This window comes from Nitrosomonas sp. (genome assembly GCA_031316255.1).
Lineage (GTDB): Bacteria > Pseudomonadota > Gammaproteobacteria > Burkholderiales > Nitrosomonadaceae > Nitrosomonas.
In genome coordinates, this window is sequence record JALDQW010000001.1 from 3,166,140 (window position 1) to 3,178,761 (window position 12,622).

Genomic DNA, 12,622 nt, shown 5'->3' on the forward strand with positions numbered 1-12,622 from the left:
AAGCCGTATTTCAAAAAAAAGAAAAATCTGAATAAATGGCACCGGCCTGTCTTTGGTATTTATAGACGGATTATTTTAAAAAAATTTAAGAAATCCAGCTTGCCCTGAAAGTATGTCAAAAATATGCAACTATCTTTAGATTGCGTTAGTGAACGTTATCGGGTTGTTAATGGCCTTCATAGACTGTCTCAACGAGATCCTTATAATGTGCCATAATTTTTGAACGCTTGAGCTTCAGCGTTGGCGTCAGCATTTCGTTATCGACAGACCAGGGTTCTGGTATGACTGCAACTTTGCGTATACGGGCATAGCCGGGAAATTCCCGGGTTAAATGGGTAATTTTATCAAGCAGAGCCTCCTCAATCTGTTCTTTTTGCTCATCATTTTCAGCTTCTGCTGCTATGCCCCGTTCAGCCGCATATTTTTTCCAGTTGTCCGAGTTCAGGACCACCAGCGTGCTCAGATAGGAACGCCCTTCACCAATAACCATCGCCTGTTCAAATGCCAGATCACGCAAAATGGCTGCTTCCATGTCGCCCGGTGGTACTTTTTCACCGGTAGACAAAACGATGATGTCTTTCAGACGTCCGGTAATTGTTACATGACCCTGTTGGTCAATCGATGCGACATCGCCCGAATTCAGCCAGCCGTCCGGTGACAATACCGCTTCTGTCGCCTGGGGATTATTCCAGTAGCCCATCATGACATTCGGTCCACGGATCATCAAAGCCCCCTCTTCCCCAAGCTTAACTTCAACGCCGGGAATTGGCAGGCCAACGCTCGAAGGCACGTTATCCTTGTGACGGTTTACGCAAACGGTTGGGCTGCTTTCTGTCATGCCATACCCTTGCAGTATAGGCAGTCCAAGACCGATAAACACGCGTGATATCTCGGCGGACAAAGCAGCACCACCGCTCATGGCATGATTCAATTTTCCGCCCAGTTTGTCCATGAGTTTGGAAGCCACCAGTTTATTCAGTAACGGCCATAATAAAAACGATAGCCGCCAGGAAGCACGTTTTTGTTGATGTTCAAATCGTGCATAACCCACATCCACAGTAAAATCAAACAACCAGCGGGCAAATGAAGCGCCTTCCGCAAGCTTGGTGCGGATTCCAGCATAGATGCGTTCATAAATCCGGGGAACTGAAATTAAAATGGTTGGACGAATTGTTAACAGATCTTCCTGCAATTGTGGAATTGAACGCGCATAAGCGATTTTTGCGCCGCACATCATCGGCAGGTAGTAACCAATTGTTCGTTCGAAAGTATGCGACAGTGGCAAAAATGATAACAATAAATCGTCCGGATTGACCTCTACAACCTGCAAGCTGCTGTATGCATTTGTCAGTATGTTGTGATGATTCAGCATGACTCCTTTGGGTTTGCCTGTGGTTCCGGAAGTATAGATAATGGTGGCGAGGCTGTATGGATCGCTGTTGATATGTTGAACCGCTTCAGCGCTGTTCGGAAGCCAGTCTGATAATGTGATTAACCGATTATTACTCAACGATGTCGCATGGTTTTCACCATCAGGTTCAACCAGTACGATGCGTTGCAAACTGCTAACACTACTACTGGTTTCGCTTACTTCCTGCCAGTGTACGGACTTCTCCAGCAGTAACAGCTTTACGCCTGCATCGTTTAGCATATAGGCCACATTTTCGGCACGATCTTCAGTGTAAAATGGCACAACAACAAGCCCCAGACCCAACGCCGCCTGATCGAGCATAACCCATTCCGGCCGGTTGCGCATCATTACGGCCACGCGATCACCCGGCGCGAGCGATTCCCTGATCAGCGCAGCCTGCCAGCGGGCAACCTGCGCGTTCATTTGCGCCCAGGTGTAGGCGCTCCAGGCTTGCTGTTTATCATCGTAATATTGATAGGCTATTTCCTCTGGCGTCCATTGCACCCGCTCCCTGAATAAACCGTCGAGTGTTTTTGCCTGTTCAACCGTAATAATATGATCCATCTTACCTGGCCTGATTTGTCTGCGATTCTTTTTCGTCACCTTTACCGCCGTTTTCGCTACGATGGCTTTCGGTTGTTGAGGAAGCTGTATCAACAGTCTCGGCTTTAGGCGTCTGCTGAATGGATTTCATATTTGCACCAGTTTCGGTTTCTGCAGTTGATGCTGCGGTTTCCATGTCATGGTCTTTCTTTTCCGGTTCAGGTTCTGCGAATATATCCGAAGCCGCTATTTCGCTTAACTGACCGGATTCAAAAATTTTGGATTGCTCAATTCCGCCGATTGGTTGATTTTGCGTTGCATTTTCCTCTGAATCCGCGGATTCTTCAGGTTCCGTATAATCCGTAATCGTTGGCGCAGGCTCAGACGGCGCTGGTGGTGTCGGTGGAATTGAAATTGTCGGCGCTACCTCACCTTTTAGATCGGATGGTTCATACGCAAAATCCTGCGAAAAATCATCAACCTTGATAACACGGCTACGCAGCTCTTTCATTTGTTTTAACAATTCAAATTCGGAAGCGTTGATGACATTCAGATGATATGCCTGCGTAATCTGATCTTTCTCGCCCTGTGCGGTAATTTTCCCGGATTTTACTGCACTGCGCACCTTGGACTCGACTGGCGCACTTTCGATAGCGCATTGCAAGGCCTGTTCCAGAACGGCAAGCGGTTCACCTGGCGCTGCCGGCACATAAATGCCGGATGTTAGCCGGTCGCGTGCTTCACCGGGTTCCAGCATGAGCCGTGCAATGTCGTGCCCCAGTGTATCAGAGGGCAGAGAATAAGGTTTGCCTAACGGGAAAATCCATTTTCTTAGCAGCCATACAAAAGCTTTGTTGCCGGGAAAATTGCTTAAAAACTCATCAAATGCCTGCTGAATACGATAAACTGCATCCTGTATTGACCAGTGCAATAAGGGCAGATCGGCTTGAGGACGACCATCTTCTTCAAATCGTTTGAGTGTTGCCGAGCACAGATACAGTAAACTGAGAATATCGCCCAGGCGGGCAGACAACCGCTCCTTGCGTTTTAGTGCGCCGCCAAGTTTTACCAGCGCAATGTCGGAAAGAAACGCGAAATTCACCGAAAAACGTGTCAGTTGTTGATAATATACCGCCATCTCCGGCAGACAGTTCTCTGGAATGCTGTCCTTTAAATATTTGCCGAAAAAACCATGCACGATACAATTCACCGTATTGCGCGTACTGAATAAAACATGTCCTGTCAGTGCCGCATCAAAGGCTATTGATGCGCGTTTCTTGTCAGGGTCATGCGCTGCATTGACTTCCTGCAAGGTATACGGGTGGCAGCGGATCGCACCCTGCCCAAAAATAATCATATTGCGCGTCAGAATATTTGCGCCTTCAACCGTAATACTTACCGGGATATGCTGGTAGGATCGTCCCAGATAATTGCGTGGGCCGATACATATGCCTTTGCCGCCATGAATATCCATGGCATCGTTGACGGCCTGGCGCGCACGCTCGGTCAGGTGGTACTTGACAATAGCAGAAATCACTGACGGTTTCTCTCCCAGATCGACAGCATTAGCTGTCATGACGCGCGCCGCGTCCATCATGTATGTATTGCCGCCAATACGCGCCAGCGCTTCCTCTATGCCTTCGAAATAGCCGATTGGCGTTTTGAACTGTACGCGAACCCGGCTGTAGGCGCCGCTGGTTCTTGCCGCCAGTTTTGCGCCGCCGGCGCTGGTTGCCGGTAACGAAATCGAACGGCCAGCAGCCAGACAGTTCATCAACATGCGCCAGCCCTGCCCGACGCCCTCCTGCCCACCAATAATCCACTCCATTGGCACGAATACATCTTTGCCCCAATTGGGACCGTTTTGAAATGCGGCGTTGAGAGGAAGATGACGCCGCCCGATATTCAGTCCCGGCGTATTGGTCGGAATCAGTGCCAGTGTAATGCCCAGATCCTCTTTCTGGCCCAGCAAATGATCAGGATCGTATAATCTGAACGCCAGCCCAAGAATTGTTGCGACCGGGCCAAGCGTTATGTAACGCTTCTCCCAGGTGACGCGCATACCCAGCACATCCTGTTTACCGTCAAATTCACCTTTACAAACGATGCCATAATCCGGGATTGAACCTGCATCCGAACCGGCATCCGGTGAAGTCAGGCCAAAACAGGGTACTTCTAGCCCTTTGGCCAGTCGCGGCAAGTAATGATTCTTTTGTTCGTCCGTGCCGTAATGCAACAGCAACTCTGCGGGTCCGAGCGAATTCGGCACCATTACCGTTACAGCTGCGGTGCCACTGCGCGAACCGATTTTCATCACCACCTCGGAATGCGCCAGCGCCGAGAAACCCATTCCACCGTATTGTTTGGGGATAATTAATCCAAAAAAGCCGTTATCCTTGATGAACTGCCAAACTTCCGGTGGCAAATCCTTTAGATCATGCGTGATTTGCCATTCGTCCAGCATTTCGCAAAGTTGTTCGACGGGGCCATCAAGAAACGCCTGTTCTTCTTCACTGAGCTGTGGCTTGGGATAGGCCAGAAGTTTATTCCAGTCCGGTTTTCCACTGAAAAGATCGCCGTCCCACCATACAGTCCCGGCATCAAGCGCTTCCTGCTCGGTCTGGGAAATTTGCGGCAGCATTTTCCGAAAAATTTTTAAAACCTGATTGGACACAATCAGACGCCTTAAAATCGGAACGAATAAAATTAAAGCGATGACCGCCAGTAAAGACAAAAAAATATAAAATAGCGACAGGAGCATCTTTTTCCCCTTATTGATCGAACTTGGTTAGTTAAATTTCCAGTTGCCTCAGTTACGTGAACGGCATCGATGCATGTCTTTCATCAGACGTGTAGAATTCAGATTCTGTTGCAACCGTAAATTTACATGATAATCACATAAACCCCTACACCCCCAATAAAGTTTTTTGTAAAAAGTGTTGCTTAATACATACACTTTGTAGGTTTACATCAGATTAATTTCTATTATTTTATTTTGAAGGTTTTTTTATGACCAATAATACATTGGATTTGGCGCAGCAATTAATTGCATTACGTTCAATAACGCCCGAGGACTGCGGCTGTCAGGAGATACTTTTACAACGGCTTGAAAAAATTGGTTTTAAAATAGAAAAAATGTGTTTTGGCGAGGTCGACAATCTCTGGGCCAGGCGCGGAAATACTTCACCGGTACTATGCTTTGCGGGGCATACCGATGTGGTCCCAACCGGCCCTCTGACTCAATGGGAAAGCGATCCGTTTGTGCCGGCAATTAGAGACGGCAAGCTATATGGGCGTGGCTCAGCGGACATGAAGTCTTCTCTGGCGGCATTTATCACCGCTATCGAAGCATTTGTCGAGAAACATCCTGACCATTGCGGCTCAATTGCATTATTGATCACCTCAGACGAGGAAGGTCCAGCTAAAGATGGCACGGTTAAAGTCGTGGAAGCGCTCAAGGCGCGCGATGAACTACTGGATTATTGTATTGTGGGAGAGCCAACCTGTGTGAATCAATTGGGCGATACCATTAAAAATGGCCGCCGTGGATCACTTTCCGGCAATCTGACCGTTAAAGGAATTCAAGGCCATATTGCCTATCCGCATCTGGCGAAAAATCCGATTCACCTTGCGGCGCCCGCAATCGCCGAATTGGCGCAGATTCGATGGGATGAAGGTAACGAATATTTTCCACCGACCACCTGGCATATTTCCAATATCAATGGCGGCACAGGCGCGACAAACGTCATCCCCGGTACGGTGGACATATTGTTTAATTTCCGTTTCTCGACTGCCAGCACAGTGGACTCTTTAAAAGAAAGCGTATATGCGACACTAGATAAACACGAACTGGAATATGAACTTGACTGGGAATTGTCCGGCAGACCTTTTCTAACGCCGAAAGCCGAACTGGCCAACGCAATACGTGAAGCAATTATTCAGGTTACGGCTATCGAGCCGCAACTGTCAACATCGGGCGGCACTTCTGATGGACGATTTATTGCAGATATCTGCAAACAGGTTGTCGAATTCGGTCCCTGCAACGAAAGCATACACAAGTTGAACGAGCATGTTCATGTGGACGATATTGAACGGCTTTCGGCTATTTACCGGATTACCATGGAAAAATTATTACGCTAATTAACACGCAACATTTTCATCCACTGGAAATTGGGATTAGAAAACTATGCGAGCAGCATTGCCAATGCAGCGTAATATTTCCCCGCTAAGACAAGTATTGGCAATACGATGTAATGAATTTTCGTTCCGTCATACATATTACGCGAGTCCTAGTATTATGAAGTTATTGAAAAAATAATCATTTTTCGCGCGCCACTATACATTTAACAAATCAAGCAAGACTGACATTATGGCAACTTGCTGTCATATTAATCGGCCTGCAATATTCAGCCTATTGGGGAAACTATTATTTTGTTCTAATGGTTACCATTAGATGAACTGTTGGAGCTGTTATCTACCTCGATAGTTCCGACGAAAAAATCTGATCAAATAAACGCTTGATCGCGGCATTATCTGATCAGATCGATACAGATACTAGAATAAGGTTTTTACTCGCTATTTTCTGCTGTTATAAAGATTCTTTAAAGTCTGTGCGCTCTTCTGCTGATGAAGAATCATTGGATCTGAGCTTGGCCTTGTCAATTTGCTCACTGCCAGCTCCAGGTTTACCGAAAAATTCATGCTTTGCCTGTTCCTGGGCAATTCTTTTATGATCGGCCGCTTTTGCTAGATTTATTTCTGCCGCCTTTTCATAGTTATGTATTCTTTGCGCGACACGTTTTTTAATATGCTGGCCATTTCTGCCAAAATAACTTGTGCGCGGTTTGTTTTTGAGTATTTCTTTTTGTTCCTGTGCTTTAACCTGCATTTCTGCAGCTAAATTCCCATAGTGTTCCGCCAGCGCAGCATGATTGTGATGGCTGTTTTGTGTAGATGAAAGCGCTGTCACAGGTACACAAGCAATAAGTAAAAAGAACGTAGAAAATACAGCAGCGTGGATACTCGCGTTTGATCTCATAATTAATGACTCCAAGTAAATTCAACACGGGTTTATTCTATCCAAATCAGAACGATTTGATGATTAGGGAAACTATTGTTTTATTCTAGGAGAAACCATTAAATAGGTTTTATTGTTCTTCGGAAATCCAGCGTGTTGCATAGCGTATCAGGTCGGCGCTGTCTTTTAAATTCAGTTTGGTACGAATATTAAACCGATGTGTTTCTATCGTTTTAATGCTGCGTTTCAATAAATCAGCAATTTCCTGACTGCTGTGCCCCAGTCCGATTAGATGCAGCACCTCGAATTCGCTGGGTGTAAGCCTGTCGATAAGCGATTGAGGCTCAGCATTACCCGCAACCATGCGATTCAGCAATTTCGCATGCATTTTTTTGCTCAAATAGACATTTCCTTTCAAAACTTCCCGTATTGCCGAAATCAAAACTTCACCCGGCTCCTGTTTCATGACATAACCCCGTGCTCCGGCACGCAAGGCGCGTTCGGCGTATATCGTTTCATCATGCATGGATATAAACAGCACAGGCAACTCAGGATGATGAATATGTATGCTTTTGATGACTTCAAACCCCGAAATGGTTTTAAGCGTGACATCGAGCAGGACAATATCAACGGGATTGTCGTTTTTGAGTATGTTTAATGCTTCCTCACCATCTCCTGCCTGTGCAAATACTTCCAGTTCCGGTTCCATTTCGATCAGCATCGCCATTCCATGACGCATCATCGGATGATCGTCAACCAACAGGATTTGTGCTTTTGAATGTGTCATGATAATTCCATCCCATTTCCAGCCGTACTTCAGTCCCTCCACCAGTTCTTGGTAGAAACTGGAGTTTAGCGCCGAGTTCTTTAGAACGATATCGCATAATTTTAATGCCCATTCCGGATGCTTTCTCGCTTTTTGTCTCAGCAACAAAGCCACGCCCATCGTCACTTATGGATAAAAAAAGTTTTCCATTCCCGGAAGACAGGGATATCTCGATATTTTGCGCTGCACCATGCCGGATCGCATTATTTACAGCTTCTTGGGCAATCCGATAAAAATTGAGCGCAAGATTCTTGTCATTGATATTTGTTTCATTATCGTTTGTAAAATTACAGGTAATTGAATAAGTGTTTGCAATTCTCGATGCAAGTTTTTCGAGTGCAGCAACCAGGCCATTGGCCTCGAGCTCAAATGGCAATAGCCCCTGAGCGAGTTGTTTGATTTGTATTACCGCAGTCTGTACCTGGGATGCTATTGAAGCCGCAATCGCTATCATTGTTTCGTTTCCGGCTGCAAGCAATTTTTTCTCCAGTGCCCGAACCTGATATCCGACAGCAGCAATTTGCTGCCCCAGATTGTCATGCAATTCCTGCCCGATTGTAAACGCCTGTTCCTCTGCAATAAACACCAACGCTTGTTCCAGATGCTTGCGTTCAAGCCAACTCTCCAGATCACTCGCGATGGCATCGATCAGCTTCTGCTCTTCCTGGATTAGATACGGTTTGTCCTCAGGATAAAAAACGCAGATATAGCCACACTCCTTGCCACTGACACAAATGGCTGATCGCAAGATATGTCCAACTGTATTCCGCTGTTTGTAACATTCATGGCATACTTTGTCGTCATGTCCTATTTCGGACGATTCTGTATTAATTTGCGAATGGTGATTTATGGAGACAAATTGCCTGCCGTCAAGTTCAATAACTGCCGATGCGATTTCTGGAAACTGCATTGCCGGAATCAGGTGTTTGAAAATATTTTGGCAAACTTTTTCGAGCGATATCTCGAGACTTATGCTACGGCGAATTTCGTAGAGACACGTAATTTCTTTGAGTCTTTCGTGTAATAACTCTTCAACCTGCCTGCGCTCAAGCCAGTCAGCCAAATCACCTGTGATGGTGTCGATGAGCCGTTGCTCTTCCGATACCTTGCAAGCGTAATCATCAGGGTAAAAAACACTGAGATGTCCGCAAATCTTACCATTGACCTTTATCTTCGATACCAATGTTTGTGTTTGATGATACTTGTGATTATTAGAACTGATCTGGCTTCCGTCGATTTCAATCGTTACTGAAACCTTCTCAGGATATTGCATTGCTGAAATTAAATTTTTTAAGATTTGACGGCATACATCGTTTACCGATAATTCTGTTCCAACACTGCGCCGGATTTCATAAAGACAGGTAATTTCTTTTAAACGCTCTTGTAACTGAGTCTCTTTATGACTCAGTTCAAGGGAAATTTGTTCTGCATCTTCTTTTGCGCGTTGGGCTTCCCGCTCAGAATTAATCAGCCTGCGTATGAACCCGTTTAATAGCAGTATCTCGGCGATAATTAGAATACTTACATACACGATGATAATCTTTAGTTTATCCCTGATAGGCTCGAACAATTCTGTTTCATCCAGTTTAAGAATCATTCCCAGGCTAAATGCACTGAGGGGTGCATACGCTTCTATAACCGGTATGTTCCGGTAATCTCTGACCGCGACAACGCCACTTTTTCCACTAAGCGCAAAATCCATTGGCAGCACACCACCTTCCGTGGCACGCGATAAATATTTGAATTTAATACCGTCAACCTGACTTAACAGGCATGCCATTTTTTGATTATTTACTTGGGCAGGCGCGCATAACACGAATGTGCCGCTTTCACCAATTGACCGAATTTCGCCAAACCTGCGACTGAGCTGTGGCAATGTGCTCTCTATTGTGATGCGCCCGATACTGCGCCCATTCTGATCAATGATCTCCTCGCTGGAATGAAGTATAAATTCCTTATCCCAAATTAATAACCTGTTATTCATATTATCCAGCGGCAAGGCGTGCGCCTGATTATCTGAAAAGCGGCCCGCTTCAGACAGTTTTTTCCCCTGCATATCGAATACAGCTATTGCGGCAAAACCCGTCTCGGTTAGAAATTGAATATTGCGGTCCAACTCACTGTGTGCGGCGTTACTGTCGGAGTGGGTGCTCAGTGTTTCCACCGCCTGAATCAACAGTGGATGAGAAGCTTGCGCACGTGCGTTTGCCAGGCTTTTTTCGATTTGGCTTTCCAGCAAATGGCCTTTGCCTTGTAAAGCAACATCCAGACCCCTGCCAAGAGATGACTCTATCTGTTGTCGCATAACGCCGTAGACCGCAATGCCAGTCGCCAAGGTCAGACCTATTAACAATAAGCCGCCAATGATGATTATCATCTGATTATCATGAATTGAAAGAAAAGTATATTTCTTTTTATGGGAGATATTTTTCATTGCCCTGGCATGTTCTGTATGCGTGATTTGTGGATAGTTACATAAATAAACTCATTAATTATTCTATTTGATATAAACGAAGAGACAAGAAAAATTTCGAGAAAATCAGTTTTTTAATGCCAATAAAAAAAACCCACCGAGGTGGGTTTGCAAAAAGACACCAATTAGAAGGCCACAACAGGAAGCACTTTACTTGGGCTGTTTTTATTGATTACACATAAGGGCAATAATTTAGCCTTTAGTTTTGCCCGTTTCTGCGTATGCAGGGCGACCTGATTGCTCTGCAGCCATATTTTTATGATAAGCCGCTTTTTGTAAATTATCTTCGGCTTCTTTTTCTAATTGGTCGATTTTAAATTCCACGTGTTTTCTAATATTTTTGCCATGCTTACCAAAAAAGCTGCTGCGTGGCTTGTGACTCAATGCTTCAACCTGTTCCTCTATTTTAGCCTGCATTTCTTTGGCTTGGTTTTCATAGAAATTTGCCAGAGCAGTATGATCAACATTGTCTTGACTGTTTGATGCAGTTGAATCGAATTCTGAAGCAAAAGAACTTGTCGGCGCGGCAAAAATGATAAAGGTGATGATTAATGCCATGGTTGAATATAGAACTGTTTCTGTTTTCATGATAATAGCTCCTTTTTTTGACTTTCGACGTGTTGGCTAGTCTAAAAAAATCAAAGCGTGAAGTATATTGGGGAAACAATTATATTCGTCTAAGTGAAACTATTAGATAGAGAATGCTGTGGTAATTTGTGATGCCGTGCAATCCATGCCACTAGTAAATACACGCAATGGAGAACATGGGTGAAATAGGGTTTCTGACTTTGAAATTACTGAGTGCAGATGCTGAATTTATCAAATCGTATGGTTTTATAAAACTGAATTAACAGCCTTTCGCCATCCGTCATACAGTACTTGCCTGTCGGCTTTGGCCATCTGTGGTTGATAACGACGGGCGCAAATCCAGTTTCTGGAAATATCATCCAGTTCATTAAACAGTCCGCTGTGCAAACAGGCCAATGCGGCAACCCCCCAGGCGGTACTTTCCATGACTTCTGGGATTTCAACCGTTCGATTCAACATATCGGCCAGAAACTGGCAAACAAACGCGTTTCCTGCCATTCCGCCGTCCACACGCAGTATTCCCGTAAGTTGCGTATCACTGTATTCAGCTTCCATCGCTTCAATCATGTCACGGCTTTGATAACCTTGCGCTTCCAACGCAGCACGTACGATGTGGGCAGCGTTACTTTCGCGGCTGATTCCTGTGATTGCCCCCCGTGCTTCGGGTTTCCAGTACGGTGCGCCAAGTCCTGTAAAGGCCGGAACAAAATAGACTTCATTGCTGTCAGGCACAGAGTGCGCAATTGCTTCGCTTTGCGGCGCATCAACAAGCAAGCCGAGGTTATCCCGCAACCACTGGACGGCCGCTCCAGCGGTAAAAATCGAACCTTCAAGCGCATAACAGATTTTGTTATTGATGCGGTAGCCGATTGTCGTCAATAGCTTGTTTTTTGAGATTCTGAAATTTTCTCCGGCATTCATCAGGGCAAAACAACCCGTGCCGTAGGTGGCTTTTATCATACCCGGTGTGAAACAACCCTGTCCAATTAACGCAGCATGCTGGTCGCCGGCCATGGCGCCAATGGAATAGGATGCGCCAAGAAATTCGGATTTTGTTGTACCGAACGTAGCAACATTGTCTTTGACATCCGGTAAAATGGCGGCAGGAATATTGAAAATTTCCAACAGCGCTTCATCCCATTTTTGTTCGGTGATGTTATACAGCATCGTCCGTGCGGCATTGGTAATATCGGTTGCATGCACCCTGCCCTCTGTCAGTTTCCACAATAAAAACGAATCGACAGTGCCGAATGCCAGGTCGCCTTTTTCTGCCCGGGCTCTTACACCTGGAATATAATCCAGTATCCAGGAAATTTTGCTCGCTGAAAAATAGGGATCAATGAGCAACCCGGTTTTCTCGGTGATTGTTTTTTCATAACCCAAATCTTTAAGGCAATTGCAGAAATCTGTTGTTCTGCGATCTTGCCAGACAATCGCGTTGTAAACCGGCTCCCCTGTCCTTCGATCCCAGATCAAAGTCGTTTCGCGCTGATTTGTTATGCCAAGACTTGCGATTTCGATATCGTTATGCTGTGCGTCATTGATGACCCCTCGACAGGTCCATAAGGTGTCTTGCCAAATGGCTTCTGGATGTTGTTCAACCCACCCCTTATGCGGATAATGCAACGCCAGTTCTCTTTGCCGGATTGAAAGTATTTCACCGTTGACAGAAAACAGAATGGCGCGCGTGCTGGTTGTCCCCTGATCGATTGCCAGTACTGCCTTGTTATGCGGCAAGCTCATGATATATAAAAAATCAATCTA

General features: G+C 45.5%; 8 protein-coding genes. 1 reads left to right on the plus strand and 7 read right to left on the minus strand.

The window, feature by feature from the left end:
* Positions 1–166: 166 nt before the first annotated feature.
* Both MRK00_14035 and MRK00_14040 read right to left on the minus strand, forming a co-directional pair.
* Positions 167–1,975, minus strand: a complete 1,809-nt coding sequence (locus MRK00_14035) for a long-chain fatty acid--CoA ligase (protein ID MDR4518485.1) — start codon at positions 1,973–1,975, stop codon at positions 167–169.
* Between the two features lies 1 nt (position 1,976).
* The gene (locus tag MRK00_14040; GenBank protein ID MDR4518486.1) at positions 1,977–4,715 is read right to left on the minus strand and encodes an acyl-CoA dehydrogenase; all 2,739 of its coding nucleotides are present in this window, start codon (positions 4,713–4,715) and stop codon (positions 1,977–1,979) included.
* 248 nt (positions 4,716–4,963) lie between these two features.
* Between MRK00_14040 and dapE the strand changes: the two genes are divergently transcribed.
* Positions 4,964–6,094: a succinyl-diaminopimelate desuccinylase gene (gene dapE / locus MRK00_14045; protein MDR4518487.1), complete on the plus strand. Its 1,131-nt coding sequence runs from the start codon at positions 4,964–4,966 to the stop codon at positions 6,092–6,094.
* A 448-nt stretch (positions 6,095–6,542) separates the two neighbouring features.
* Here the strand turns inward: dapE and MRK00_14050 are convergent, their stop codons facing one another.
* From MRK00_14050 to glpK, 5 genes are all read right to left on the minus strand, one after another.
* On the minus strand, positions 6,543–7,007 hold the full coding sequence (locus tag MRK00_14050) for a hypothetical protein (GenBank protein ID MDR4518488.1): 465 nt from the start codon (positions 7,005–7,007) through the stop codon (positions 6,543–6,545).
* A 94-nt stretch (positions 7,008–7,101) separates the two neighbouring features.
* Positions 7,102–7,758, minus strand: coding sequence for a response regulator transcription factor (locus MRK00_14055; GenBank protein MDR4518489.1), 657 nt, complete (start codon positions 7,756–7,758; stop codon positions 7,102–7,104).
* Positions 7,724–10,174 (minus strand): ATP-binding protein, encoded by a 2,451-nt coding sequence (locus MRK00_14060; GenBank protein MDR4518490.1) that lies wholly within the window; start codon positions 10,172–10,174, stop codon positions 7,724–7,726. Before MRK00_14060 ends, MRK00_14055 begins: the two co-directional genes overlap by 35 nt.
* 288 nt (positions 10,175–10,462) lie before the next feature.
* On the minus strand, positions 10,463–10,858 hold the full coding sequence (locus MRK00_14065; protein ID MDR4518491.1) for a hypothetical protein: 396 nt from the start codon (positions 10,856–10,858) through the stop codon (positions 10,463–10,465).
* 246 nt (positions 10,859–11,104) lie between these two features.
* Positions 11,105–12,601 carry a glycerol kinase GlpK gene (gene glpK, locus MRK00_14070; GenBank protein MDR4518492.1) on the minus strand — a complete coding sequence of 499 codons (1,497 nt, stop codon included), beginning with the start codon at positions 12,599–12,601 and terminating at the stop codon, positions 11,105–11,107.
* Between the last annotated feature and the right edge of the window lie 21 nt (positions 12,602–12,622).

Excerpts from the sequence above, each read along its gene's own strand:
- MRK00_14035 (MDR4518485.1), bottom strand. The coding sequence starts at position 1,975 with ATGGATCATATTATTACGGTTGAACAGGCAAAAACACTCGACGGTTTA.
- MRK00_14040 (MDR4518486.1), bottom strand. The coding sequence starts at position 4,715 with ATGCTCCTGTCGCTATTTTATATTTTTTTGTCTTTACTGGCGGTCATC.
- dapE (MDR4518487.1), top strand. The coding sequence starts at position 4,964 with ATGACCAATAATACATTGGATTTGGCGCAGCAATTAATTGCATTACGT.
- MRK00_14055 (MDR4518489.1), bottom strand. The coding sequence starts at position 7,758 with ATGACACATTCAAAAGCACAAATCCTGTTGGTTGACGATCATCCGATG.
- MRK00_14060 (MDR4518490.1), bottom strand. The coding sequence starts at position 10,174 with ATGATAATCATCATTGGCGGCTTATTGTTAATAGGTCTGACCTTGGCG.
- MRK00_14065 (MDR4518491.1), bottom strand. The coding sequence starts at position 10,858 with ATGAAAACAGAAACAGTTCTATATTCAACCATGGCATTAATCATCACC.
- glpK (MDR4518492.1), bottom strand. The coding sequence starts at position 12,601 with ATGAGCTTGCCGCATAACAAGGCAGTACTGGCAATCGATCAGGGGACA.